Genomic DNA, 25,632 nt, shown 5'->3' with positions numbered 1-25,632 from the left:
GGACCGCCGGAATCACGGTGCAACACCTGCAAACGTGTCCGACTTTGGCGGTTTTCGCCGCCATCGTCCACGGGCGGCGCGCGAGGGTTTTGGCTGCCCTGCACGTATGCTGGTCTAGTGCCACGGTTCCGCCAGACCGCTGCGGCCATGTGCTCAGCGACGGCTGAGGAGACATCCTGCCTTGCATTCGCAATTTGCGCCGCGCCTGCGACAGCTTCGCTGGTACGAGATCGTGCTGATCGCCACTGTCGCAGCGGCGCTGTGCATCTATCTGCCTGTCGTGGTGAAGCGCTCTGCGGTGCAGGGCTTCGGCGACGTGCAGGTGTTCTTCCGTGCGGCGTGGGCGGTGTGGACCGGCTATCCGCTGTATGAAGTCGCCGATCATCACGGCTGGACCTATCACTACCCACCGACCTTCGCGCTGCTGATGGGACCGTTCGCCCATCCGCTCGACGGCTTCCCCAAACCGGAGTGGGCGCTGCCGTTGCCGCTGTCGGTCGCGACTTGGTACGTCTTCAGTGCCCTTGCGATGCTGGCCGCCGTCGATCTGTGGGCGCGGGGGCTCGAACGTGCGCTGCCGCCGTCACTCGATCAAACCGGCTGGAGCGCGTGGTGGCTGCTGCGGCTCGGGCCGGTGGTGGCGCTGCTGCCGTTCTTCGGCGACGGACTCGGCCGCGGCCAGCCGAGCGCCGTGGTGCTGCTGACCATGGTGGCATTCCTTGTGCTGTACTTGCGGGGCCGGATCTACCTTGCGGCCTGTGCGCTGGCGCTCGGTTTCACCATCAAGCTGTTTCCGCTGGCGCTGCTGATCTTCCCGGTGCTGCGCCGCGATCTCCGCACCGTGCTCGCCACTTTCGGCTTCAGCGCGGTGTTTCTGTTCGTGGTGCCGACGCTGTGTCTCGGACCGGCCGAAGTGGTGAAGCTGTACGGCGCGATGTGGACCGAGCATCTCAGCGGCATCTTCACCGGTGTGCCCAATCCGAAGATCGCCGACGAGATCACCTTCACGTCCTACGACATGCTCAGCATCGGCGCCATGCTGGCGCGGATCGCCGCCGGCGGTCTGCCCGAGACCGACACCCTGCCGCGCTTCGCCACCATCGGCCAGCTTGCGTTCGATGCGGTGGTGATCGGGGCGCTGGTGTGGCTCGGCCATGGCCAGTTCTGGCGGCTGAATGGCCCGCAGCCGCCGCTCGGTCCGTCGCTGCTGATCGGCGGCGCGCTGCTCTGTGCGGCGCTGCCGGTGATGCTGTCGGTGTCGCAGCCGAACTACGTGGCGTTTGCCGCGCCCTTGGTCGCGTTGGTGCAGCTCGAAGTCTGGCGGCGGCGAGGGCGGGTGTGCCTGGTGCCGGCGCTGATCGCCTGGTCGGGCGTGATGTGGCTCGGCATGATCGCGACCGAAGGCGGAGTGTGGCAGCCGCTGCGGGTGGTCGGCTTGACCACGCCGGCGCTGGTCGTGCTGCTGCTGTGGGGCTTCGCCTCCCTGCGGCGCGCAGCCGCGCCGCCGTAACGCCGCTTCTCCGAATCGGCCAAATCGGCAAAATGACGCCGCGCGCCGGGTCCGCGGGACGCAGCAGCTTTTCTTCGACTTCAACAGGGACCGCGCGGCGGATCGACCGATGCGACATACCATTCTGTTCGGCGGCACCAGCAAAGAGCGGCTGGTGTCGGTCGCCTCGGCGCAGGCGCTGCACAGCGCGTTGCCGGGCGCCGATCTGTGGTTCTGGAACGACGACGACCGTGTCCATGCCGTTTCGGCGCAAGCGTTGCTGGCGCATGCCCGGCCGTTCGAAGAGGCGTTCGTGCCGGACGGCGAGGACGTCGGTCCGCTCGAAACCGCGCTCGACCGCGCCGCTGCCGACCAGCGGCTGCTGGTGCTGGGCCTGCACGGCGGCGCCGCCGAGAACGGCGAGTTGCAGGCGATGTGCGAACTGCGGCGCGTGCCGTTCACCGGCTCGGGTTCGGCGGCGTCGCACCTGGCGTTCGACAAGGTCGCCGCCAAGCACTTCGCGTCGATCGCCGGTGTCCGTACCGTGAGCGGGATCGCGCTCGCCGATGCCGAGGCGGCGCTCGAAACCTACGGCCGGCTGATCGCCAAGCCGGCCTGCGACGGCTCGAGCTATGGGCTGTTCTTCGTCAACGCCAAGCAGGATCTGGTCGCGGTGCGCCATGCTGCCAAGACCGAGGATTATCTGATCGAGCCGTTCGTCGCCGGCGTCGAGGCCACCTGCGGCGTGCTCGAAGCCGAAGACGGCTCGCTGCGGGCGCTGCCGCCGATCGAGATCGTGCCGGCCGACGGCGGCTTCGACTACACGGCGAAATATCTTGCCAAATCGACCCAGGAGATCTGCCCCGGCCGGTTCGCTCCCGAGATTGCGGCGGCCATCATGGACTATGCCGTGCGGGCGCACCGGGTGATGTCGTGCCGCGGCTACTCGCGCTCCGACTTCATCGTGGGCAAGGATGGCCCGATCTTCCTGGAGACCAACACGCTGCCCGGGCTGACCAAGGCCTCGCTCTATCCCAAGGCGTTGAACGCGCTGGGAATCCCCTTCGTCGACTTCCTTAACGGACAGATCGCGCTGGCCGAGCGCACCGTGCGGAGCTGACCGGGACGCCTCCGGGTTCCATCCGGAGGCCTTGGCGGAAAGTCGCGTTTTCGCCGCAAATCCTTCTCCGGACGCAACAAATTCGGGTCTGAGCAGGCCTGCTTTACGATTTGTTTACCAGGAGGGCCGAAGGTTAACGCTGGCGGCGCATCCTGGCGCTCGGCTGTCGTGGCGTAAGCCGGGCGGAGCTCTTTATCCGTTTCGGTTTGCATTTCTGGCAGACGGTCCGGCCCGCAGGGCTGGTCCGGAACCACCGAGACGTCACCTGCGCCATTGCCCGGAGTAGGCGCGGGCGCAACGTGTAACGAGCTTTTGCAATGGACGGTGGAGGGCGCCTCGCCCGGTCGTCAAGACTGTCGAGGCTTCAGTCTGACCTGAAGGCGGTCGCCCACGCGGTGGCTGCGCTGCTGCGCGAACGCCGTTCGCGCAAGAAGCAGGCGCGGCCGCAACGTTTGGTGCGTCCCGAGCCGTCGCGCGGTGTGATCGCCGTGCTGGAGCGCTGGCTGCCGCGCCGCGTCGGCGTCGCCTTCACCGCGCTGATCCTGCTGGGCAGTGCCGGCATGGGCATCGTCAAGGGCGGTCATGTCGACGAGTTCGTTCAGGCACTGGACGACACCCGCAACGGCGCCGCCAATCTCGCTGGCTTCCGCATCAAGCAGGTCGCAATCGCCGGCCGCAAGCAGCTCACCCAGGACGAGATCCTGGCGATCGGTGGCATCACCGGCCGGTCGTCGCTGCTGTTTCTCGATGCTGCCGCGGTGCGCGACAAGCTGAAGGCGAACCCGTGGATCGCCGACGCCACCGTGCTGAAGTTCTATCCGGGCGAATTGCAGATCGACATCGTCGAGCGCACCGCATTCGCGCGTTGGCAGCTCGACGGACATATGTCGGTGATCGCCGATGACGGCGCGGTGCTCGAGCCATATGTGGCGCGCCGCTTCCTGTCGCTGCCGCTGGTGGTCGGGAAGGGCGCCGGCGAACGAGCCAAGGATTTCATCGCGCTGTTGAAGCGCTATCCGCAGGTGTGGTCGCAGACCCGCGCCGTCGCCCTGGTCGGCGAACGGCGCTGGAACGTCTGGCTCACCAGCGGTCTCGTCATTCGCATGCCCGAGCACGACGTCGGCAACGCGCTGACGATGCTCAGCCAGCTCGATCAGGACGACAAGCTGTTCTCGCGCGACATCACTGCGATCGATATGCGGCTGCCGGACCGTCTGACGGTGCGGCTGTCGGACGCCGCCTTCAAGGCGCGCGAAGAGCTGTTCAGCAAGGACAAGAAGTCCAAAAAGAAGGCTGGTGACGCGTGACCGTCTTCGATCGTACCCAAACGCCGAAGACACGGCCGATTGCGCCGCATCGCACCGCGATGGTGGCATCGCTCGATATCGGCACCAGCAAGATCGCCTGCATGATCGCGCGGCTGAAGCCGTGCCCGCCGCAAGAGGCGCTGCGCGGCCGCACCCATTCGATCGAACTCGTCGGCTACAGCCAGATCCAGTCGCGTGGCGTCAAGGCGGGCGCGGTCGTCGACATGGCCGAATGCGAGAAGGCGATCCGCCACGCCGTGGCGCTGGCCGAGCGGATGGCCAAGGTGCGGGTGGAGTCGGTGCTGCTGTCGGTCTCCGCCGGCCGGCTGCAGGGCCAGCTGATCGAAGCCACCTCCGACATCAAGGGCGGCGCCGTCACCGCCGAAGACATCAGCCGCGTCACCTCGACCGGCATGCACCACGCTACCGGCATCGGCCGCGCTGTGCTGCACGCGCTGCCGGTCGGCTACACGCTCGACGGCGTCAAGGGCATCCGAGATCCGCGCGGCATGGTGGCGCGTCAGTTCGGCGTCGACATGAACGTCGTCACCACCGACGCCACCGTCGCCAAGAACCTGATGCTCGCGGTCGAACGCTGCCACCTCAACGTCGAAGCGATGGCGGCGAGCCCGTATGTCGCCGGGCTGTCGATGCTGACCGACGACGAGGTCGATCTCGGCGCCGCGCTGATCGAAATGGGGGCTGGTACCACGACGATCGCGATCTATTCCGGCGGTCGCTTCGTCCATGCCAGCGGATTTGCGGTCGGCGGGCATCACATCACGATGGATCTCGCCCGTGGACTCGGTGCGTGCATTGCGGATGCCGAGCGAATCAAGACGTTATATGGCACGGTGCTAACTGGCGGTTCCGATGCGCGCGAGTTGATGTCGATCCCGGCCGCCGGGGACGAGCGGGATAGCCCGCAAGTGATCTCCCGCGCCACGATCGCGAACATCATCCGGCATCGGGCCGAGGAGATTTTTGAGATGGTCAGGGACCGGCTGGCGGAGTCGCCGTTTGCGGCAGAGCCCCGGGCGCGTGTGGTGCTGAGCGGCGGTGCGTCGCAGCTCACCGGCGTGCCCGAGCTCGCCACGCGGATTCTCGGCCGCTCGGTCCGTGTCGGCCGTCCGCTCGGCGTCGGCCGTCTGCCGAACGAAGCCAAGAGCGGCTCGTTCGCGGTGCCGACCGGTCTTTTGGTCTATCCGCAGTTCGCTCACCTCGAGCACATCGAACCTCGCCACACCCGCCACATCCGGGCCGACGCCCATGCCGGTTACTTCGGCAAAGTCGGCCGCTGGCTGCGCGAGGGCTTCTGATGACTCTTTTCCGCCCCCTTCCGCTTTCACAGATTGCCCAGGCCATTTGCCGGGGACTTCACGAACCAACGCGCGCGTAATCGAGAGGCAACCATGACCATCAATCTCAATGTCCCGGATATTCGCGAGCTGCGGCCCCGGATCACCGTGTTCGGCGTCGGTGGCGCCGGCGGCAACGCGGTCAACAACATGATCACGGCCGGACTGGATGGCGTGGACTTTGTGGTCGCCAACACCGACGCGCAGGCGTTGACGATGTCGAAGGCCCAGCGGCTGATCCAGATGGGCACTCAGGTCACCCAGGGTCTCGGCGCCGGCTCGCAGCCGGACGTCGGCTCGGCCGCCGCGCAGGAAGTCATCGACGAAATCCGCGACCACCTCTCGGGCGCGAACATGGTTTTCGTCACCGCCGGCATGGGCGGCGGCACCGGCACCGGCGCCGCGCCGGTGATCGCCAAAGCCGCGCGCGAGATGGGTATACTGACTGTCGGTGTGGTGACCAAGCCGTTCCACTTCGAAGGCGCGCGCCGGATGCGCACCGCCGAGACCGGCATCACCGAGCTGCATAAAGTCGTCGACACCCTGCTGATCATCCCGAACCAGAACCTGTTCCGGGTGGCCAACGAGAAGACCACCTTCGCCGACGCGTTCGCGATGGCCGACCAGGTGCTGTATTCGGGCGTCGCCTGCATCACCGACCTGATGGTCAAGGAAGGCCTGATCAACCTCGACTTCGCCGACGTCCGCGCCGTGATGCGCGAGATGGGCAAGGCGATGATGGGCACCGGCGAAGCCACCGGCGAGAAGCGCGCGCTGACCGCCGCCGAAGCCGCGATCGCCAATCCGCTGATCGACGATTCCTCGATGAAGGGCGCCCGCGGCCTCTTGATCTCGATCACCGGCGGCAAGGACCTGACGCTGTTCGAAGTCGACGAAGCCGCCACCCGCATCCGCGAGGAAGTCGATCAGGACGCCAACATCATCGTCGGCGCCACCTTCGACGAGAGCCTCGATGGCATCATCCGCGTGTCGGTGGTCGCCACCGGCATCGAGCAGGCGCAGCTGTCGCGCAATGCCGGCACCCCGGCGGCGGCCGCCGCCGCGAGTGCGGTGGGAAACGATAGCCGCTTGGCTGAGCTGACAGCCAAGCTGCGGGCCGACAATCAGCGGATTGCCGAAGCTGCTGCGATGCGCGCCGCCCAGGCCGCCGCTGCTCCGGCCGCCGCTGTCGTCGACTCGTCTCCGCGCCAGGCCGCCAATGTCGAGCGCGCCGCGCTCGCCGCGATCGCCGCCGCCGTCGGCAACGAGCCGATGCCGCAGGAAGCCCCGGTGCAGCCGGCGTCCTATGGCGACGTCACGGTCCGCCCGATCCCGCAGAAGCCGTCGCTGTTCCCGGATCCGGAACAGTCGCGCGCCGTGTCCGAAGAGCCGCTGGCGCCGGAAGCCTTCGTGCCGCCGGCCGCCGACCGTGCCGCGATGCGCCCGCCGCGGATGCCGCGCTTCGACGAACTGCCGGTGCCGGCCCAGAACGAAATCCGCCAGGCCCGCGGCGATGGCGAAGAGGATCATCCGCAGAAGAATCGGCTGTCGCTGCTGCAGCGCCTCGCCAACGGCCTCGGCCGCCGCGACGACGAGCCGGCTGAAGCGCCGCAGGTCGCCCGCAATGGCGGTCCGCAGATGCCGCCGCTGCCGGAGCGCCGGCCGCAGCGCAGCGTCGCCGATCAGATGGGTAAGGAGCCGGTGTCCGAGTACGCCAAGCGTCCGGCTCCCCAGGGTCTCGACATGCACGGCCGCCCGGCGCCTGTGGCCCCCGCGCCACAGGGCGACGACCATCTGGATATCCCCGCCTTTCTCCGGCGACAGGCGACCTGAAACAATGTCTGAAATCTGACCAAGCTCAGGGCCTCGGCGATCCGCCGGGGCCCTTTTTTGTGGCAAGCCGGTATTCCGGCCTTCAGAATCTAAGTCACTGAAAAATCGTGAGTTTACGACTTTAGGCGGAACTGAAACGAAATCGCGCCGATCACGATTGATGTCGAATTCGATCGACAGGCGGCGGTAATGCGGCGGGTTTGGGGTAACAATCCGTAAAAAAGCGTGAGTTGGCGCGATTTGGGGCAGTGCTATGGTCAATACGGACTTGGGGACGCCTAGAGCGAGTCGCCCGGCCGACAGGACCGGAACGATCTCCGCACTGCGTCAGTGGGACACTTTATTTATGAAGTTCAGCCGGCAAACCACGCTGCGTTCGCAAGCCACGGTGACGGGCGTAGGTGTTCATTCGGGCCGTCCTGTGACTCTGACGTTGGGACCCGCAGATATCGATGCGGGTTTTCTTTTTGTCCGGACCGGACTTGATGGCGCCGATCGCGAGATCAAGGCGACATCCAAGTCGGTGGTCGCCACCGAGCTGGCCACCGTCCTCGGCGACAGCGACGGTCCGCTGGTCTCCACCGCCGAACACATTCTCTCCGCGCTGCGCGGCATGGGCATCGACAACGCCACGATCGAAGTCGACGGCCCCGAAGTTCCGATCATGGACGGCAGCGCCGCCCCGTTCGTCGCGGCCATCGACCAGGCCGGCCTCCGCGAGCAGGCCGCTCCCCGCAAATACCTTCAGATCCTGAAGCCGGTCTCCGCCGCGATCGGCGAATCCTTCGGCGAATTCCGGCCCTACGCCGCCGGCTTCCGCGTCGAAGTCGAAATCGACTTTTCCAATCCGCAGATCGGCAAGCAGAAATATGCGCTCGCGGTCGAGCCGGAGATCTTCCGCCGCGAAGTCGCGCGCGCCCGCACCTTCGGCCGCATGAACGACGTCGCCCGGCTGTGGAAGATGGGTTACGCGCTCGGCGCCTCGTTCGAGAACTCGGTGGTGTTCGACGACGACCGTCTGCTCAACCCGGAAGGCCTGCGCTACTCCGACGAATGCGCGCGCCACAAGGCGCTGGACGCGATCGGCGACCTCGCGCTCGCCGGCCTGCCGATCCTCGGCGCCTATCGCTCGGTGCGTGGCGGCCACAAGCTCAACCACACCGTTCTGACCACTCTGTTGGCCGATCGCAGCGCCTGGCGCGTGATCGAAGCCGAGCCGGCGCGTCGCGCCGTGCGCGGCCACGCCGAAGCCGTCACCGGCCTGGTCGGCGGCATGGTGGCTCCGGCCTACGGTCCGGACGTGTCCTGACCGCAACAGCGCGTCAGGCGATTTTCCACATCTTGCGGCCTGTTAACTGATTGGGCCGGCCGCCTTATTCCCGGCGAATTAGCTGCGTACCCGGTTGGTGAAGTCACCTTTTTCGGCTAAACAGCCGGCGGTTGACTCCACGCTTTCCGGCGCAGGTCGATGGCTCAGGCCACAGCGGTCTGGTCGATTGCCGGGGCACCGTTCTCCATTTGTCGGGTTGGAATTGATGTCGGCACAGCGGATCGCGCTCGGACTGCGGAACGGAGAGACTTCTCGCAGGGGCGATCGCCTGCGGCGCGGGCTGCCGATGATCTTCAGCCTGCTGGCTCTGTCGCTTCCGCTCGGCGGCTGCGGCACCGGCGCGTTGTGGGACAAGTTCCTGGCCAAAGACGACAAGATGGTCGATGAGCCGGCGGACAAGCTCTACAACGAGGGCTTGTACCTGATGAATCAGGACAAGGACACCAAGGGCGCCGCCAAGAAGTTCGAAGAAGTCGACCGCCAGCACCCGTATTCGGATTGGGCGCGCAAGTCGCTGTTGATGTCCGCCTACGCGTACTATCAGGCCGGCGACTACGACAGCTGCATCGGCGCCGCCACCCGCTACGTCACGCTGCACCCCGGCAGCTCGGACGCCGCCTATGCGCAGTACCTGATCGCGGCGTCGAATTACGACCAGATCCCGGACATCTCGCGCGACCAGGGCCGCACCGAAAAGGCGATCGCCGCGCTCGAAGAGGTGATCCGCAAATATCCGACCTCCGAATATGCCAACAGCGCCAAGCAGAAGCTGGAAGGCGCCCGCGACCAGCTCGCCGGCAAGGAGATGGATATCGGCCGCTATTACATGAGCAAGCGCGACTACGCCGCGGCGATCAACCGGTTCAAGACCGTGGTGACGCGCTATCAGACCACCCGCCACGTCGAAGAGGCGCTGGCGCGTCTGACCGAGGCCTATATGGCGATCGGCATCGTCGGCGAGGCGCAGACCGCCGCCGCCGTGCTTGGCCACAACTTTCCTGACAGCCGCTGGTACAAAGACGCCTACAATCTTGTAAAGTCGGGGGGACTCGAACCCACCGAGAACAAGGGCTCCTGGATCAGCAAGTCCTTCAAAAAGCTCGGTCTCGGATAGGACCGTCTCCCATGCTTTCGCGCCTTTCGATCCGCGATATCGTGTTGATCGAGCGGCTCGACATCGAATTTTCCCGTGGCCTTGCGGTGCTGACCGGCGAGACCGGTGCCGGCAAGTCGATTCTGCTCGACGCCTTTGCGCTGGCGCTCGGCGGCGGCGGCGATGCCGCGCTGGTCCGCCACGGCGCCGAGCACGGCCAGGTCACCGCCAGCTTCGATGTCGCCAAGACCCATCCGGCATTCGCGATCCTCAAGGCCAATGGTCTCGACGACCGTGAGGTCGACGAATCCGGCGAACTGATCCTGCGCCGGGTCCAGCTCGCCGACGGCCGCACCCGTGCCTTCATCAACGACCAGTCCGTCAGCGTGCAGACCCTGAAAGCGGTCGGCGCCACGCTGGTCGAAATCCACGGCCAGCATGACGAGCGGGCGCTGGTCGACGCCGCCACCCATCGCCGGCTGCTCGATGCCTTCGCCGGGCTTGAGAAGGACGTTGCCGCGCTGGAGACGCTGTGGGAGGGCCGCCGCACCGCGCGGGCCGCGCTCGACGCCCACCGCACCGGTATGGAGCGTGCCGCCCGCGAGGCCGACTATCTGCGCCATGCTGCCGATGAGCTGAAGCAGCTCGCGCCGCAGGATGGCGAGGAGACCACGCTGGCCGAGCGCCGCGCCACCATGATGCAGGGCGAGAAGATCGCCGCCGATTTGCGCGAGGCGCAGGAGGCAGTCGGTGGGCCGCATTCGCCGGTCGCCTCGCTGGCTGCCGCGGTGCGCCGGCTGGAGCGCCGCGCCGGCTCCGCGCCGCAACTGGTCGAGCCGGCGGTGAAAGCCATCGACGCCGCGATCAACGCGCTGGAAGAGGCCGACCAGCACCTCAACGCTGCGCTGGCCGCGGCTGATTTCGATCCGTTGGAACTGGAGCGGATCGAGGAGCGGCTGTTCGCGCTGCGCGCCGCCGCCCGCAAGTATTCGACCCCGGTGGATTCGCTCGCCGCGCTTGCCGCGCAATACGTCGCCGACGTCGCGCTGATCGATGCCGGCGCCGATCGGCTGGTGGTCCTGGAGAAGGACGCTGCCGAAGCCGACGCCCGCTACAGCGCTGCAGCCGCCAAGCTCTCGGCCGCGCGGACCAAGGCGGCGGAGAAGCTCAACAAGGCGGTGGGTGCCGAGCTGGCGCCGCTTAAGCTCGAACGCGCCAAGTTCATGACCCAGGTCGAGGCCGATGACGCGGCCCCGGGGCCTCAGGGCATCGACCGCGTCGAGTTCTGGGTGCAGACCAATCCCGGCACGCGCCCGGGCCCCCTGATGAAGGTGGCGTCGGGCGGCGAGCTGTCGCGCTTCTTGCTGGCGCTGAAGGTGGTGCTGTCCGACAAGGGCTCGGCACCGACCCTGGTGTTCGACGAGATCGACACCGGCGTCGGCGGCGCCGTCGCCGCGGCGGTCGGCGCGCGGCTGGGGCGGCTCGCCTCCAAGGTCCAGGTGATGGCCGTCACCCACGCCCCTCAGGTCGCCGCCCGTGCCGACCAGCATTTGCTGATCTCCAAGGCTGCCCTCGACAAGGGCAAACGCGTCGCCACCCGCGTCGCCGCCCTGGAACAAGACCACCGCCGCGAAGAAATCGCCCGCATGCTGGCCGGCGCCGAGATCACCGCAGAGGCGAGGGCCGCGGCCGACCGGCTCATCAAGGCGGCGGGGTAGGGTTCTCCTCCCATTGGCAGAGATTCCGGGTTCGCGAGCTTTCGCTGGCGCCCCGGAATGACTCGCTGAGGGGCTGTTTCTCAAAACGCCGTCATTCCGGGGCGCGCGCAGCGCGAACCCGGAATCCCGAGATTCAGGGCACCCTGTCTCAGCCTAGCGTGCGATCGTCTCGAACAGATCGTCCCAGCCCGGATTGTCGCGCTCGATCAGCGCCACTTTCCACGCCCGTCGCCACTTCTTGATCTCCTTCTCACGGGTGATGGCGGAGATCGGGTCGTCGTGGATTTCGAACCACACCAGTCTGGCGATGTTGTATTTCGACGTGAAACCCGGCACGGCTTTGGTGCGATGCTCATAAGCCCGGCGGACGAGGTCGTTGGTGACGCCGACATACAGCGCACCGTCTTTGCGGCTGGCGAGCAGATAGACATAATAGGCCACCGGCGCCTCGCGCGCGGCGAGATTCCGGGTTCGCTTGCTGTCGCAAGCGCCCCGGAATGACTCGCGGTAAAGCTAAACACCTCTCCCCAAGGTCATTCCGGGGCGCGAGCGTGAGCTCGCGAACCCAGAATCTCAAGTGCGAAAAATGGCTGCGAAGACCAAACCCGCTCCCGACGTCGCCACCCTCACCAAAGCCAAGGCCAAGGTGGAGCTGATGCGATTGCGCCTCGAGATCGAGGGGCATGACAAGGCGTACTATCAGGACGACGCGCCGAAGATTTCGGACGCTGACTACGATGCGTTGCGGCGGCGGCTGGAGGCGATCGAGCAGAAGTTTCCCGAGCTGGTCAGCGCCTCGTCGCCGACCCAGACCGTCGGCGCGGCGCCGGCGCGCGGCTTCGCCAAGGTGCAGCACGCGGTGCCGATGCTGTCGCTCGGCAACGCGTTCGCCGATGACGAAGTCGCCGAGTTCGCTCTGCGGGTGCAGCGCTTTCTCAAGCTCGACGACGTGCCTGCGATCGTTGCCGAGCCGAAGATCGACGGCCTGTCGCTGTCGCTACGCTACGAGCACGGCGAACTGGTGCGCGCGGCGACGCGCGGCGATGGATTCACCGGCGAGGACGTCACCGCCAACGTCCGCACCATCAAGGACGTGCCAAACACGCTGAAGGGCAAGCGCATCCCCGCCGCCTGCGAACTGCGCGGCGAAGTCTACATGCTGAAGCAGGACTTCCTCGCGCTGAACAAGCGTCAAGAGGAGGCGGGCGAGACCGTGTTCGCCAATCCGCGCAACTCCGCCGCTGGTTCGCTGCGGCAGAAGGACGTGTCGGTCACCGCGTCGCGGCCGCTAAAGTTCTTCGCCTATGCGTGGGGCGAAATGAGCGACTATCCGATGGAGGAGCCGACCCAGCACAAGATGCTGCAATGGCTCGATCACGCCGGCTTTGTCGTCAATCCCGAGATCACGCTGTGTCATAGCGTCGAAGACGCGCTCGCGTTCTATCGCCGGATCGGCGAGAAGCGCGCGGCGCTGCCGTATGACATCGACGGCGTGGTCTACAAAGTCGACCGGCTCGACTATCAGGAACGCCTCGGCTTTGTGTCACGCAGCCCGCGCTGGGCGATCGCGCATAAGTTTGCCGCTGAGCAGGCGACGACCGTGCTGGAGAAGATCGACATCCAGGTCGGCCGCACCGGCGCGATGACGCCGGTAGCGCGGCTGCAGCCGGTGACGGTCGGCGGCGTGGTGGTGCAGAACGCGACGCTGCACAATGAGGACTACATCAAGGGCATCGGCAATGACGGCGAGCCGATCCGCGATGGCGTCGACATCCGCGAAGGCGACACCGTGGTGGTGCAGCGCGCCGGCGATGTGATTCCGCAGATCGTCAGCGTGGTGATGGAGAAGCGGCCGGATACGGCGAAGCCGTATCACTTCCCGCACAAATGCCCGGTGTGCGGCAGCCACGCGGTGCGCGAAGAGGGCGAGGCGGTGTGGCGCTGCACCGGCGCGCTGATCTGCCCGGCGCAGGCGGTCGAGCGGCTGAAGCACTTCGTGTCGCGGCTCGCCTTCGACATCGACGGGCTCGGCGAAAAGCAGATCGAGCTGTTCCACGAGCGCGGCTGGGTGCGGGAGCCGGCTGATATCTTCACGCTGAAGGCGCGCAATGCCGAACTCAAGCTCGAACAGCTCGAAGGCTACGGCGAGACCTCGGTGCGCAACCTGTTCGCCGCGATCGACGCGCGGCGCACGATCGAGCTGCACCGGCTGATCTTCGCGCTCGGCATCCGCCATGTCGGCGAGGGTAACGCCAAGCTGCTGGCGCGGCACTACGGCACGCTGGATGCGTTCCTCAGCGCGATGCGTGCCGCCGCCGACGCGCAGACCGAGGAGGGCAACAGCTCGGAGGCGTATCAGGATCTCGACAACATCGCTGGGATCGGCGACGTCGTGGCCGAAGCGGTGGTCGAGTTCTTCGCCGAGGAGCGCAACATCAAGGCGCTTGATGCGTTGCTTGCCGAACTCACCGAGGTGCTGCCGGCCGAGCAGGCGCGGCGCGACACCGCGGTCGCCGGCAAGACCGTGGTGTTCACCGGTTCGCTGTCGAAATTCACCCGCGACGAAGCCAAGGCCGCAGCCGAGCGGCTCGGCGCCAAGGTCGCCGGCTCGGTGTCGAAGAAGACCGACTACGTAGTCGCCGGCGAAGATGCGGGTTCGAAGCTGACCAAGGCGAAAGACCTCGGCGTCACGGTGCTGACTGAAGACGAGTGGCTGGCGCTGATTGGCGGGTAGTTCACGGCGTTGCTGCATCAACAGCGTCATCGCCCGCGCAGGCGGGCGACCCAGTATCCCAGAGCGTTGAGGCGATCCGCCATCGCCTCCGCAAGTCATTCCGGGGCGGTTGCGCAGCAAGCGAACCCGGAATCTCGAAGTTGCTACGCGCGGCGTTCGCTCCGGATGAACTCCTCGAGATTCCGGGTTCGCTCACTTGCGTGAGCGCCCCGGAATGACTCGTTGAGGCGCTCCGATGTGAACGCGTGAGGCTCTGGGATACTCGATCCTCCGCTTTCGCGGAGGATGACGGTGAAGGACCGCCGCTCTACACCAGCGTCTCTTCTTCCGCCTTCTCGATCATTTCCTCGGTCGCGATCAGATTGCGGCGCGGCACCAGGAAGATCATCGCCGAGGCGCAGGCGAGTGCCGTTCCGAAGATCGCGATGTTGAGCGGCAACGGCGTCGCGAAATGACCGCCGAGCCAGGCGCCGGCCTGCGAGCACAGCGAGCCGAACCCGAATTGGGTGAAGCCCATCAGTCCGGATGCGGTCCCGGCGGCCTGCGGGCGGATGCTGATCGCGCCGGCGGCGGCGTTGGCCATCACCGCGGCATTGCCGAACATGATGATCATGTGGGTGCCGAACAGCCAGCTCGGCACCTGATTCCAGCCGAGGACGCCCCACGCCAGATTGAGCAGCGCGCCGGCGATCTGCATCGCCAGTCCGAACCAGATCAACCGGTCGAGCGAATGCCGCGGTGAGAATTTCACGCAGAACACGTTGCCCATCAGATAGGCGAAGCCGGAGCTGGCGAACCAGGCGCCATACTCGGCACTGCTGCGGCCCATCTGCGTCACCACGACGTAGGGGCCGCCACCGGCGAAGATGAAGATGATCGCCGACGCCAGCACCTGGCACAGCACGTAGCCGATGAAGGCGCGGCTGCCGAACAGGCTCCGGAGGTCGGTGCGGAATCCGCCGCGCTGCGCGGTGGGCGTGCTGCGGCGGCTCGTTTCCGGCAGCGCCAGCGTGATCGCGGCGGCGACGACGATCGCGCCGGCGGTGACGGCGTAGAAGATCGCGCGCCAGCCGAGCGCGGTTTCGATCACGCCGCCGGCGAGCGGGCTCAGCATCTGCGCGATCATCATCACGGCGATCACCAGACTCAGCATGCCGCCGACGCGGTCGCGGCTGTAGAGATCGCGGATGATGGCGCGGCTGATCACCATGCCCGAGGCGCCGCCGAGCGCCTGCAGGAAACGCAAGCCGATCAGTTGCGGCAGCGTCTGCGCGAAGATGCAGCCGATGCTGGCCGCGACCATCAGCGCCAGCCCGCCGAGCAGCACCGGGCGGCGGCCGAAGCGGTCGGATAATGGCCCCATGATCAGCTGCGAGCAGGCCAGCCCGACCATGTAGAGCGACACGGTCATCTGCGCGACCGAGATGTCGCTGGAAAAATCGCTCGCCAGCACCGGCAGCGCCGGCACGAAGATGTACAGCGCGATCGGCGCCGCGCCGTTCATCAGCACCAGCAGAAGGAGCAGCAGCTTCGACGGCGGCAGGTCGCGCCGGCTGGCGTCGATCGTTGCGTATCTGCCGACGATTCCGTGCATGCGAGATCGGTTCCCGACGGGCCTGCCAGGGCGAAGGATGTGAGCTGGTGGTTCGACTGTAGCCTGCCAGGGCAATGCTAACAGGCGGTTTTTCGGCATAAGGCTATGCGGAAGGCGGGCGAGGGGCTGCTGGTCGTGGGGCCGCACAGGCCTCGGACCGGTGTCATTCGCGCGCGGACTCTCAACCTGTCATTCCGGGGCGCGTGCGCAGAAACTCTCGCGTGTCATTCCGGGGCGCCGCGCAGCGGCGAACCCGGAATCTCGAGGTTAGTGTGCGCGACGCAGCTCCAGGCCGTGCCCGCTTCAGATTCCGGGTTCGCGAGCTGGCGCTCGCGCCCCGGAATGACTCGGGGAGAGGGCGGCACTCATCGCTTCAAGTGTTCAGGCTCCCAGCGGCGCGGTCGCCTGATCGAGCCAGAGTTGGGTGGGGCCGTCGAGGTGGGGGCGGACGGTTTCGCGGACGCGGGTGTGGTAGGCGTCGAGCCAGGATCGTTCCTCGGTACTGAGCATCTCGACCTCGATCAGGCGGCGGTCGATCGGCGCCAGCGTCAGGGCCTCGAAACCGTTCATCGGCTTCTCGGCGCCATCGATCTGTTTCTCGACCACCAGTTCGAGGTTCTCGATCCGGATGCCGAAGCCGTCGGTCTTGTAGTAGCCGGGCTCGTTGGACAGGATCATGCCGCGCTTCAGAGGCGTGGTGCCGAGCTTGGAGATCCGCGCCGGGCCTTCGTGCACCGACAGATAGCTGCCGACGCCGTGGCCGGTGCCGTGCTCGAAATCGATCCCGGCCTGCCATAGGAACTGCCGCGCCAGCGTGTCGAGCTGCGCGCCGGTGGTGCCGTTGGGAAACACCGCGCGGGCGATCGCGAGGTGGCCGCGCAGCACGCGGGTGAAGCGGTCGCGCATCTCCGCGGTCGGCTCGCCGACCGCGATGGTGCGGGTGACGTCGGTGGTGCCGTCCTGATACTGCGCGCCGCTATCGATCAGTAAGAGGTCGCCGGGCTGGATGCGGCGGTTGCTCTTGCGGGTGACGCGATAATGCACGATCGCGCCGTTCGGTCCGGTGCCGGAGATGGTCGGGAACGACACGTCCTTGAGTGCGCCGGTGTCGCGGCGGAAGGTCTCGAGCGCTTCGACCGCATCGATCTCGGTCAGCGTGCCCTTCGGCGCTTCGGCATCGATGAAGGCGAGGAAGCGCGCCAGCGCCACCGCGTCGCGGCGATGCGCGGCGCGGGTGCCGTCGATCTCGGCCTGGTTCTTCACCGCCTTGAGCAGCGCGACCGGATCGGCGCCGCGCAGCGGCTTGCCGCCGGCCTCCTTGATCAGCCGGGTCAGCGCATCGGCCGCGGTGGCGCTGTCGAGCGCGATGGTGGCGCCGGTCTTGGCCAGCTCGCGGAGCATCGGCGCCAGCTCGGCCGGCTCGGCGACCTCGGCGGTCTGTTCGAGATGGTCGCGCACGCTGTTCGACAGTTTGCGGCCGTCGATGAAGATGGTGGGGCGGCCATCCTTCGGCAGCAGCGCGTAGGACAGCGGCAGCGGCGTGTGCGAGACGTCGGCGCCGCGGATGTTGAAGGTCCAGGCGACGGCGTGGGAATCCGACAGCACCAGCGCATCGGCCTTCAGCCGGGCCAGCTCCTCGTTGATGCGCCCGAGCTTGCTGGCCTCGCTCTCGCCGGCGAATTCCACGCCGTGGACGGTGACCGGTCCGAGCGGCGGCGCGGGGCGTTCGCTCCACACCGCATCGACCGGATTGCCGTCGACCGCAACCAGCTCGGCGCCGGCTTTGGCGCAGGCGGCCTGCATCCGTTCGACTGCCGAAGAAGTGTGCAGCCACGGATCAAATCCGAGGCGATCACCGGCTTTCAGATGCGTCTCCAGCCAGCGCTCCGGCGGCGGTTCGACTAGCGACTCGATGCACCACGCATTGCCGTCGACCTGTTTGGCGGCCTGCAAGGTGTAGCGGCCGTCGACGAACAACGCGGCCTGATCGATCAGCACATACGCCAGCCCCGCCGATCCGGTGAAGCCGGTGAGCCACGCCAGCCGCTCGTCGGACGGCGGCACATATTCGTTTTGTTGCTGATCGGCGCGGGGAATCGCAAATCCGGTGAGCTTGCGCCGCAGCAGCTCTTCGCGAAACGCCGATAGCCGCGCGGTGAGTGCGACGCCGCTCTCGGGCTCCTCGAAGCTCTGGAAATGCGACTCGAACATAGCGGTCTGCTCCCTCGACACGTTGCGCACGGCTCACGCGATATGCATAAAGTCCAGCTTATGGCACGAGTTATGCTTGATTTATCGAGCCCGCAAGAGACGGGCGAGAGCTCCGCAGTGCCAGCTGCACCACGCTCTGACAACGCGTCCGGGACAATCCCGGGAGTGTCTCAACTCAACGACGAGGTGATACACCATGCCTGCTTTTACGTTTGAGAAGATTTCCCCGCCGGTCCGCCCGGGTGGCACGCCTCCGAACGTCGAGCCCGAGCAGCCGCAGCCGCGTGGTGTGATCGTGCGCATCCTGGACCGTTTCGTCCAGTCGGCGGTCAGGCGCACCGACCCGAACGGCGACGCCCACAGCCGATTCCCCGACAAGCCCGCGCACTGAGCGTTCGCTCAGTAGCGCTCCCCGTCAGAACGTCTTCACCAGCAGCAGGCTGCTCCAGCCTTCGATCACCAGTTGCCTCAGCAGCACGCAGCCGCGCGCCCGATACGCCGCGATCACGCTCTGCGCCTGCGGCTGCAGCAGCCCCGACAGGATCACCAGGGCGCCCGGCGCCAGGTGCTCGCTCATCGGCTGGGCCAGCGCCCGCAGCGGGTTGGCGAGGATGTTCGCCAGCACCAGATCGAACGGCGCATGGGCGGCGAACACCGGCGAGGCGAAGCCGGTTGCCCATTCGGCCTGAACCAGATTGCCGACGCCGTTGAGCCGCGCGTTCTCGCGCGCGACCGCGACCGACTGCTTGTCGATGTCGGTGGCGAGCACGGTGTGGCGCAGCGCCTTGGCGGCGGCGATCGCCAGCACGCCGGTGCCGGTGCCGAGGTCGAGCACGCGCTGCGGCGGGCCGGCGCGCAACACCAGATCGAGCAGGGTCAGGCAGCCGCGGGTGGTGCCATGATGACCGGTGCCGAACGCCAGCGCCGCTTCGATCTCGATGCCGAGCTTGTTGGCCGGGACACGGTCGCGGTCGTGGCTGCCATGGACGACGAAGCGGCCGGCCGGGACCGGCACCAGCCCTTCCAGGCTCGCTGCGACCCAATCCTTGGCGGCGACGGTTTCGAGGCTGATCGCCTGCGCGGCCTCGGGGCCGGCGGCCTGCGCCACCAGCTCGCGGATATGGTCGAGGTTCGGCTGCTCGCCGAAATGCAGCGCCACTTCCCAGCTGCGGTCTGGCCGCTCGAACGCTGCGATCGCCATCTCGGCCTCGTCGAAGCACTCGCCGAGCAGGTCGGTGACGCGGCGGGCGGTGGCCTCGTCGCCGAGCACGAAGCTGGCGCGGACGGTGGGGGCGGGATCAGTCATGGCAGGTCCGAAGGTTGGCAGCGAAAGGGCGCGGCTGAAGTGATCTCTCAACAGATCGTCCACCGCTTCTGCGCCGGAAACGCACAGCTTGTCCATGACTTATGCACAGGGTTGAATCCGCAAGATTCATGGTTCTCCACAGCCTTCGCGCAACTGTCGACAGATTCGTGCACAGCGTGACGAACGGCTGCGAAGCCTATGCGCGTGGACAGAAAACGACTCGGAGGTTCTGTTACGCACACGCTTCCCAGGGAGTGGTCCGCCCCAACGGATAGCGGGTGCGAAATAGATGCGCGGAACCAGTTCCGTGCCGGCTGCGTTTCAAGTTTTGGTTGTGAGAGTCCTATTGTCGCCTTGTTCTTTGGCCAATGGGTTCGCGCGCTTGGCCGCAGCTCCAATGACGGCGCCGCCAGCGACGATCCCCGACAACGACATGAGGTTTGATGAGCAAGGCCAACGAAGTTCTGTGCGCGACCGCCACCCGGCGCCGAAAACTGTCTACGATGGTGGTCGTTTCAGCCTTGCTCGCAACCGTTGGAACGCCCGCGGCTTTCGCCGAAGGGCAGGGCGGCGTGACGCCGGTAGCTTTCCCGGCTGGGCAGACCGCCATTCCGGCGGGCGTCGATTGCGTCACGGTGCGCTACTACGTCAGCGAACACGGCCGGGCCAAGTCGATCGCCTGGGCGCTGAAGAACGGCTACAGCTGGGCGCAGATCGCCGAAGCCAAGCGCTGCCTGCGCGGCTGAAAAACGCCCGCAGCCGCACTGTTCATCTACAAGTTTTCCACAGTTTATCCACAGGCTTATCCCCAACCTTATCCACGGCTTGCAAACAAGTTGCGGTGGTCGTTGAGGATCGCGGCGGCCGCATTATGGCCGGGGGCGCCGGTGACGCCGCCGCCGGGGTGGGCGCCGCTGCCGCAGTGATAGAGGCCCTTTAGGGGACCGCGATAGTCGGCGTGGCCCAGCAGCGGGCGCGCCGAGAACAACTGGTTCAGGCTGAGCGCGCCGTGGAAGATGTCGCCGCCGACGAGGCCGAACTCGCGTTCGAGATCGAGCGGCGACAGGATCTGGCGGCCGAGCACGCTGGCGGCAAAGCCCGGCGCGTAGCGGTCGACAGTCGCGATCATCAGGTCGGCAACCTCGTCGCGATGGTCGTCCCAGGAGGCGCCGTCCGGCAGCTCGGGAGCCACGTGCTGGCAGAACAGGCTGGCGACGTGTTGCCCGTTCGGCGCCAGGCTGTCGTCGAGCGTCGACGGGATCAGCATCTCGACCACTGGCTCGCGGCTCCAGCCGTGGGTGCGGGCGTCCTGATAGGCGCGGTCCATGTAGCCGAGGCTCGGCGCGATGATGATGCCGGCGGTGAGGTGGTCGCCTTCGCCGGGCAGCGCAGTGAACGACGGCAGCTGTGACAGCGCGACATTCATCCGGAACGTGCCTGAGCCGGTCTTCCAGTGCTGCATCCGTCGGCGGACGTCGTCGGGCAGGGCATCCTGCGGCAGCAGGCGGGTGTACAGCAGCTTCGGATTGACGTTGGACGCCACAAACCGCGCCCGCACGCTGCGGCCGTCGTCCAGGCTGACGCCCACCACGCGATCCTTCTCGACCAGCACCTCGCGCACGCCGGCGGAGGTCTCGATCTCCGCGCCAGCGGCCCGCGCAGCCGCGGCCATCGCCTGGCTGATCGCGCCCATGCCGCCGATCGCGTGACCCCAGACGCCCTTCTTGCCGTTCACCTCGCCGAACGCGTGATGCAGCATCACATAGGCCGAGCCGGCCGCATACGGACTGGCGTAGTTGCCGACGATGGCGTCGAAGCCGAACAGCGCCTTGACCAGATCATGCTCGAACCGGGCGTCGAGCATCTCGCCGGCCGAGCAGGTGAACAGATCGAGCAGCAGCCGCTGCTGCTCCATGGTGAGAGCCCGCAGCCGGTTGGCGGTTCCGAGCGCGTTGAGGCTCTCGCGGATCGCCGGCAAGCCGAACTGCGCCACCAGATTGGGCGGGGCGCGCAGCACAAAGTGCCGCAGCACATCGGCGATGATTTCGAGCTCGGCCGCGAACCCGCCGAACGCTGCGGCATCATGCGGGCTGAGCCGCGCCAGCGAGGCGGCGGTGAAGTTGCTGCCGGTGAGCAGATATTGGCCGTCCGGCGCGGGCAAGAAGTTCTGCGCCTTGCGCTCGACGATTCTGAGCCCGTGATCGTGCAGCTTGAGGTCGGCGATCACTTTCGGATTGAGCAGGCTGACCGTGTAGGCCGCAACCGAGTTACGAAAGCCGGGATGAAACTCCTGCGTCACCGCGGCGCCGCCGACCACGCTGCGGCGCTCCACCACCTTCACCTTCAATCCCGCGCGCGCCAAATACGCCGCGCAAGTGAGGCCGTTGTGACCGGCACCGATGATCAGAACGTCGGGATCGGACATCGGAAGGTTCCCGGACCGGATGTGACAGACGCGTTCGCGGCTGGTTTTGCCATTGTTCACAGAGCGACGCTAGGATGCGGCGCGTCACGGGCCTGCCGGAATCCATCGCCATGGCCGACGATGTCCAGCGTCCGCCGCGGCGGACCGCAGCAGGAAACGCCATGACCGAACCGACCCTCGCCGCGAGCCCGAACAGCCCGGCGCGCAACCGGCAGATCCTGATCGTTTTTACCACCGCGATCTTCGTCAGCGCGCTGCTGCTGTTTTCGGTGCAGCCGCTGTTCACCAAAATGGTGCTGCCGCGGCTCGGCGGCTCGCCGGCGGTATGGTCGGTGGCGATGGTGTTCTTCCAGTCGCTGCTGCTGGCCGGCTACGCCTATGCGCACGGGCTGAGCCGGTTTGCCGATCGCCGCGTGCCGGTCGTGGTGCACCTGCTCGTGCTGGTCGGCGCGCTGCTGACACTGCCGCTGGCGATCGCCGGCGGATGGGGCACGCCGCCGGCGAGCGGCTATGAGCTGTGGCTGCTCGGCTTGTTCGCGGTGTCGATCGGCCTGCCGTTCTTCGCGCTCGCCGCCAACAATCCGCTGCTGCAGGCGTGGTTCGTCCGCACCGGCCATCCCGACGGCCGCGATCCGTACTTCCTCTATGCGGCCTCCAACATCGGCAGCTTCCTGGCGCTATTGTCCTATCCGGTGCTGCTCGAGCCGCTGCTGACACTGCGGCTGCAGAATCTGATGTGGACCGCCGGCTATGGTGTGCTGATCCTGCTGATCGCCGCCTGTGGCTTGCTGCTGCTGCGCGCACCGGCCGCTGCTGCGGCCGACGTGATTGCCGACGATCAGGACGTCCCGGCGCCGTCGTGGTTGACGGTGGGGCGCTGGGTGTTCCTCGCCGCGGTGCCGTCCGGGCTGCTGATCGCCGTTACGGCGCACATCTCGACCGACGTCGCCGCCGCACCGCTGCTGTGGGTGCTACCGCTGTCACTGTACCTGCTCACCTGGGTGCTGGTGTTCCAGTCGCGACCGCTGCTTCCGCACAAATGGATGCTGGCGCTGCAGCCGATCGCGATCGCGGTGATCGTGGTGCTGCTGGCCTATTCGGCGTCCGAGCACAATCTGCTGCTGACGCTCGGCGGACACCTGGTGTGCTTCTTCATCATCGCGATGGCCTGCCATGGCGAGCTGGCGCGGACCCGGCCGCCGGCGCGATATCTCACCGGCTTCTACGTGGCGCTGTCGTTCGGCGGCATGGTCGGCGGCCTGTTTGCCGGGCTGCTGGCGCCGTACACCTTCTCCTGGATCGCCGAATACCCGATCTTGCTGGCTTTGGCGGTGCTGTGCCGGCCGCAGACGCCGGAATGGCGACCGCAATGGTCGGTGGCGATCTGGCTGCTGATCGCCGCGCCGGCGGTGGTGCTGATCACCTCGGCGTTCACCACCGGCAAGCTGCACGAATGGTTCGCCACCAACCGGGTGCTGGTGATCGGCGATGTCGTCGGGCTCGGGGTGGTCCTCGCGGTGGTGCTGCGCGCAGCCCCGGCCAAGCTGCTCGCCACCGTCGTGCTGGCGCTGGTCTTGATCCGGCTGTATCCGGCCGACGAGGGGCGGATCGAAACGGTGCGCAGCTTCTTCGGCGTGCACAAGATCCAGGTGACGGCGGATGGCCGCTTCCATGTGCTGCTGCACGGCACCACGATCCACGGCGCCGAACGCGTGCTCAACGACGATGGCACGCCGGTCACCGGCCGGCCCGAGCCGATCTCGTACTACCACAAGGACGGCGGCATCGGGCAGGCGATCACCGCGATGCGCGAGCGTAAGGGCGGCCCGATCCGCGTTGCCGTAATCGGGCTCGGCTCTGGCACGCTGACCTGCGCGGCGGCGCCGGACGAGCATTGGCGGTTCTTCGAGATCGATCAGTCGATGATCGATACCGCGCGCGATCCGAAATATTTCAGCTTCGTCAGCAAATGCGCGCCGGATCTGCAGCCCGTGGTCGGCGACGCGCGGTTGACCTTCGCGCACGAGCCGGACGGCGCCTACGACCTGATCATCGTCGATGCCTATTCGTCGGACGCGATCCCGATCCATCTCGCCACTCGCGAGGCGATGGCGATCTACAAGGCGAAGCTGGCGCCACAGGGCGCCGTGCTGATGCACGTCTCCAACCGCCATCTCGAACTGGCGAGCGTGGCCGTCGGCATCGCCGATGCCAACGGGCTGAAGAGCTGGGTTGCGTCGCAGGATGCCGGGCGCGACGCCGAATACATCTTCGCCACCTCGGTGGTGATCTCGGCCCGCGAGGCGGCGGACATCGGCTGGCTCGCCGCCAATGACGATTGGACCCTGACCGCGCCGCGCGACGGCGACCGGGTGTGGACCGACGACTACTCCAACGTGCTCGGCGCGGTGTGGCGCCGGCTGCGCGACGGCGAGGATTAGAGCGCTTCTTCGATTGATTGAAGCGAACTTGGCCTTTCCAAGCGCACTAAAGCCCTCATCCTGAGGAGCCCGGCAAAGCCGGGCGTCTCGAAGGATGAGGAGCCGCAGGGCTTGCGGCACATGGTTCGAGACGGCGCTTCGCGCCTCCTCACCATGAGGTTCTGCAAGCTGCGACCGCGAGGAAGTGCGGTCCTGATCCCGTCGAAATCAGAAATTCTCTAGGCAAAACAAAACGCGCGGCCCGGGGAGGCCGCGCGTTTCGATCGGATCAGTCGTGGCTCGGCTCAGTACGCCGAGTAGCCGCCATAGCCGCCGTCATAATAGCCGCGCGGCTGATAATAACGTCGCGGCGCGTAATCCTGGGCGTAGGAGTCGTTCTCGACGTAGCCGTATTGCGGCGGCGCGACGCGGCGATAGCCGGGAGGGGCCGGGTAGCGGCGGTCAGCGTAGCTGCCGTCGGCCGGATAGATGTAGCCGTCATCGGTGACCTGCGGGCGCACCGCGCGCGGCCGGCTCGGCACCAGATCGATCGGCTGGCCGTTGGCATCATAGGTCGGAGACGGCAGCGGTTCGGCGCGGGCGATGGCATTGCCGCCCTTGCTCTTCAGCCGCGCCAGCGCGACCTGCGACGAGCCGGTCAGCGTCACCGTGGTGTTGAGCACGCCTTCCTTCTCGACCAGGGCGTACAACGTCGCGGCGTTGTCGCGGGACAGCCGCACGCAGCCGTGTGACACCGGCACGCCGAGCTTGCCGGCCGCGTCGGTGCCGTGGATGGCGTGGCCCTGCTTGGTGAAGAAGATCGAATGCGGCATCGGCGCATCGTCGAACTCCTTCGAATAATGGTCGGATTCCATCCGGAAGGTCTGGAATTTGCCGTTCGGCGTTTCGTGCGACGGATTGCCGGTCGACACCGGCCAGCGGTATCGCTCGACGCCGTCGACCGCGACGGTGAGCTGCTGATTGTCCTTGTCGACGGTAATGGCGACTTTCGCCTGAGCGGTGCTCGAGACCGCCAGCAGGATCAGGCCGGTCAGAGATACGAGATACGAACGCATTGTGCGGCCTCCTGGCCCGATCCTTTTCACTTCCTTGCCCGCCCGACGGTAATATGCATAGCGGCTGCGACAGTTTCCAGTCGCCGCTGTGCCGCAGCGGCAAAACCTTCGGCATCGTTAAGATGGCTTCGGCGACTCCAGCGGCAGCATCAAGACACCACCACGGCGGAATCTCGGCGAAACGGGAACCCGAGGCGCGCGGGCGTGTTAATGTGCTGCAGAGTCCGCGCCCGGCGTTCTGTCGGGCGTTTCAATCCGGAGGGACATCGATGAAGACCACTGCCAAGGCGTTCGCCGTTCGCGCCGAGCACACCCCGTTGAAAGCACTGTTCGCAGCAGCCGCCCTGGCGCTCGCGGTGCTGGCGATTCCGACCGCGGGTCATTCGCAGGGCATCGTGCGCGGCGCGGAGCAGGGCGCCCGTGAAGGCAATCGCGCAGCCGGACCGATCGGCGGCGCTGTGGGCGGCGCGATTGGTGCTGGCGTCGGCGGCGCGGTGGGTGCGGTGAACGGCGTGCTCGGCCTGCCGAACCACGGCCCGCGCTACCGCTATCACCGCGGCCATCGCTGCAAGGGCTATTACACCCGGAGCGGCAACTTCCGCTGCTATCGCCGCTAAG

At 66.9% G+C, this 25,632-nt stretch carries 19 protein-coding genes; 13 read left to right on the top strand and 6 right to left on the bottom strand.

What is annotated here, in order from left to right; genetic code table 11:
- Positions 1-181: 181 nt before the first annotated feature.
- The 8 genes from RPPS3_RS18120 (at position 182) to recN (ending at position 11,248) form a co-directional block, all read left to right on the top strand.
- A complete protein-coding gene (locus RPPS3_RS18120; RefSeq protein WP_107345304.1) occupies positions 182-1,510 on the top strand; it encodes a glycosyltransferase family 87 protein in 1,329 nt (442 codons plus the stop codon).
- Between the two features lie 109 nt (positions 1,511-1,619).
- Complete coding sequence (locus RPPS3_RS18115; RefSeq protein WP_107345303.1) at positions 1,620-2,609, top strand: D-alanine--D-alanine ligase family protein; 990 nt, start codon at positions 1,620-1,622, stop codon at positions 2,607-2,609.
- Positions 2,610-2,926: 317 nt separating this feature from the next.
- Complete coding sequence (locus tag RPPS3_RS18110) at positions 2,927-3,916, top strand: cell division protein FtsQ/DivIB (protein WP_107345302.1); 990 nt, start codon at positions 2,927-2,929, stop codon at positions 3,914-3,916.
- A complete protein-coding gene (gene ftsA, locus RPPS3_RS18105; protein WP_107345301.1) occupies positions 3,913-5,235 on the top strand; it encodes a cell division protein FtsA in 1,323 nt (440 codons plus the stop codon). Before RPPS3_RS18110 ends, ftsA begins: the two co-directional genes overlap by 4 nt.
- A gap of 93 nt (positions 5,236-5,328) precedes the next feature.
- Entirely contained in the window at positions 5,329-7,107 is a 1,779-nt protein-coding gene (gene ftsZ, locus RPPS3_RS18100; RefSeq protein ID WP_107345300.1) for a cell division protein FtsZ, read from the top strand.
- Positions 7,108-7,453: 346 nt separating this feature from the next.
- Positions 7,454-8,416 (top strand): UDP-3-O-acyl-N-acetylglucosamine deacetylase, encoded by a 963-nt coding sequence (gene lpxC, locus RPPS3_RS18095; protein ID WP_107345299.1) that lies wholly within the window; start codon positions 7,454-7,456, stop codon positions 8,414-8,416.
- Positions 8,417-8,642: 226 nt separating this feature from the next.
- Positions 8,643-9,551, top strand: coding sequence for an outer membrane protein assembly factor BamD (locus tag RPPS3_RS18090; RefSeq protein WP_164573044.1), 909 nt, complete (start codon positions 8,643-8,645; stop codon positions 9,549-9,551).
- 11 nt (positions 9,552-9,562) lie between these two features.
- Entirely contained in the window at positions 9,563-11,248 is a 1,686-nt protein-coding gene (gene recN, locus RPPS3_RS18085; protein ID WP_107345298.1) for a DNA repair protein RecN, read from the top strand.
- 153 nt (positions 11,249-11,401) lie between these two features.
- Here recN and RPPS3_RS18080 read toward each other — a convergent pair whose 3' ends face one another.
- Positions 11,402-11,689: a GIY-YIG nuclease family protein gene (locus RPPS3_RS18080; protein WP_107345297.1), complete on the bottom strand. Its 288-nt coding sequence runs from the start codon at positions 11,687-11,689 to the stop codon at positions 11,402-11,404.
- A 145-nt stretch (positions 11,690-11,834) separates the two neighbouring features.
- Between RPPS3_RS18080 and ligA the strand changes: the two genes are divergently transcribed.
- Entirely contained in the window at positions 11,835-13,982 is a 2,148-nt protein-coding gene (ligA, locus tag RPPS3_RS18075) for an NAD-dependent DNA ligase LigA (RefSeq protein ID WP_107345296.1), read from the top strand.
- Between the two features lie 307 nt (positions 13,983-14,289).
- Here the strand turns inward: ligA and RPPS3_RS18070 are convergent, their stop codons facing one another.
- Positions 14,290-15,576 carry a multidrug effflux MFS transporter gene (locus RPPS3_RS18070; RefSeq protein WP_107345295.1) on the bottom strand — a complete coding sequence of 429 codons (1,287 nt, stop codon included), beginning with the start codon at positions 15,574-15,576 and terminating at the stop codon, positions 14,290-14,292.
- Positions 15,577-15,957: 381 nt separating this feature from the next.
- Positions 15,958-17,787, bottom strand: coding sequence for an aminopeptidase P family protein (locus RPPS3_RS18065; protein WP_107345294.1), 1,830 nt, complete (start codon positions 17,785-17,787; stop codon positions 15,958-15,960).
- A 196-nt stretch (positions 17,788-17,983) separates the two neighbouring features.
- Here RPPS3_RS18065 and RPPS3_RS18060 point away from each other — a divergent pair, with 196 nt between their 5' ends.
- Positions 17,984-18,178 carry a hypothetical protein gene (locus tag RPPS3_RS18060; RefSeq protein WP_107345293.1) on the top strand — a complete coding sequence of 65 codons (195 nt, stop codon included), beginning with the start codon at positions 17,984-17,986 and terminating at the stop codon, positions 18,176-18,178.
- Positions 18,179-18,202: 24 nt separating this feature from the next.
- On the opposite strand, the gene RPPS3_RS18055 is transcribed toward RPPS3_RS18060, so the two are convergent.
- Positions 18,203-19,093 carry a 50S ribosomal protein L11 methyltransferase gene (locus RPPS3_RS18055; RefSeq protein ID WP_107346672.1) on the bottom strand — a complete coding sequence of 297 codons (891 nt, stop codon included), beginning with the start codon at positions 19,091-19,093 and terminating at the stop codon, positions 18,203-18,205.
- A gap of 443 nt (positions 19,094-19,536) precedes the next feature.
- On the opposite strand from RPPS3_RS18055, the gene RPPS3_RS18050 reads away from it, so the two are divergent.
- Positions 19,537-19,839 (top strand): hypothetical protein, encoded by a 303-nt coding sequence (locus RPPS3_RS18050; RefSeq protein WP_107345292.1) that lies wholly within the window; start codon positions 19,537-19,539, stop codon positions 19,837-19,839.
- Positions 19,840-19,907: 68 nt separating this feature from the next.
- Here the strand turns inward: RPPS3_RS18050 and RPPS3_RS18045 are convergent, their stop codons facing one another.
- A complete protein-coding gene (locus tag RPPS3_RS18045; RefSeq protein WP_107345291.1) occupies positions 19,908-21,518 on the bottom strand; it encodes a phytoene desaturase family protein in 1,611 nt (536 codons plus the stop codon).
- A 161-nt stretch (positions 21,519-21,679) separates the two neighbouring features.
- Between RPPS3_RS18045 and RPPS3_RS18040 the strand changes: the two genes are divergently transcribed.
- Positions 21,680-23,959, top strand: a complete 2,280-nt coding sequence (locus RPPS3_RS18040) for a spermidine synthase (protein ID WP_107346671.1) — start codon at positions 21,680-21,682, stop codon at positions 23,957-23,959.
- Between the two features lie 284 nt (positions 23,960-24,243).
- Here RPPS3_RS18040 and RPPS3_RS18035 read toward each other — a convergent pair whose 3' ends face one another.
- On the bottom strand, positions 24,244-25,014 hold the full coding sequence (locus tag RPPS3_RS18035) for a L,D-transpeptidase (RefSeq protein ID WP_107345290.1): 771 nt from the start codon (positions 25,012-25,014) through the stop codon (positions 24,244-24,246).
- A 269-nt stretch (positions 25,015-25,283) separates the two neighbouring features.
- On the opposite strand from RPPS3_RS18035, the gene RPPS3_RS18030 reads away from it, so the two are divergent.
- Entirely contained in the window at positions 25,284-25,631 is a 348-nt protein-coding gene (locus RPPS3_RS18030; protein ID WP_107345289.1) for a hypothetical protein, read from the top strand.
- Position 25,632 lies beyond the last annotated feature (1 nt).

It is taken from the genome of Rhodopseudomonas palustris (assembly GCF_003031265.1).
In the GTDB taxonomy this organism is placed as follows: Bacteria; Pseudomonadota; Alphaproteobacteria; order Rhizobiales; family Xanthobacteraceae; genus Rhodopseudomonas; species Rhodopseudomonas palustris_H.
This window is presented reverse-complemented; position numbering and strand designations above follow the sequence as displayed.

Excerpts from the sequence above, each read along its gene's own strand:
- RPPS3_RS18115 (WP_107345303.1), top strand. The coding sequence starts at position 1,620 with ATGCGACATACCATTCTGTTCGGCGGCACCAGCAAAGAGCGGCTGGTG.
- lpxC (WP_107345299.1), top strand. The coding sequence starts at position 7,454 with ATGAAGTTCAGCCGGCAAACCACGCTGCGTTCGCAAGCCACGGTGACG.
- ligA (WP_107345296.1), top strand. The coding sequence starts at position 11,835 with ATGGCTGCGAAGACCAAACCCGCTCCCGACGTCGCCACCCTCACCAAA.
- RPPS3_RS18040 (WP_107346671.1), top strand. The coding sequence starts at position 21,680 with ATGACCGAACCGACCCTCGCCGCGAGCCCGAACAGCCCGGCGCGCAAC.
- RPPS3_RS18045 (WP_107345291.1), bottom strand. The coding sequence starts at position 21,518 with ATGTCCGATCCCGACGTTCTGATCATCGGTGCCGGTCACAACGGCCTC.
- RPPS3_RS18030 (WP_107345289.1), top strand. The coding sequence starts at position 25,284 with ATGAAGACCACTGCCAAGGCGTTCGCCGTTCGCGCCGAGCACACCCCG.
- recN (WP_107345298.1), top strand. The coding sequence starts at position 9,563 with ATGCTTTCGCGCCTTTCGATCCGCGATATCGTGTTGATCGAGCGGCTC.
- RPPS3_RS18035 (WP_107345290.1), bottom strand. The coding sequence starts at position 25,014 with ATGCGTTCGTATCTCGTATCTCTGACCGGCCTGATCCTGCTGGCGGTC.
- RPPS3_RS18065 (WP_107345294.1), bottom strand. The coding sequence starts at position 17,787 with ATGTTCGAGTCGCATTTCCAGAGCTTCGAGGAGCCCGAGAGCGGCGTC.
- RPPS3_RS18090 (WP_164573044.1), top strand. The coding sequence starts at position 8,643 with ATGTCGGCACAGCGGATCGCGCTCGGACTGCGGAACGGAGAGACTTCT.
- RPPS3_RS18060 (WP_107345293.1), top strand. The coding sequence starts at position 17,984 with ATGCCTGCTTTTACGTTTGAGAAGATTTCCCCGCCGGTCCGCCCGGGT.
- RPPS3_RS18070 (WP_107345295.1), bottom strand. The coding sequence starts at position 15,576 with ATGCACGGAATCGTCGGCAGATACGCAACGATCGACGCCAGCCGGCGC.
- RPPS3_RS18055 (WP_107346672.1), bottom strand. The coding sequence starts at position 19,093 with ATGACTGATCCCGCCCCCACCGTCCGCGCCAGCTTCGTGCTCGGCGAC.
- RPPS3_RS18050 (WP_107345292.1), top strand. The coding sequence starts at position 19,537 with ATGAGCAAGGCCAACGAAGTTCTGTGCGCGACCGCCACCCGGCGCCGA.
- RPPS3_RS18110 (WP_107345302.1), top strand. The coding sequence starts at position 2,927 with ATGGACGGTGGAGGGCGCCTCGCCCGGTCGTCAAGACTGTCGAGGCTT.
- ftsZ (WP_107345300.1), top strand. The coding sequence starts at position 5,329 with ATGACCATCAATCTCAATGTCCCGGATATTCGCGAGCTGCGGCCCCGG.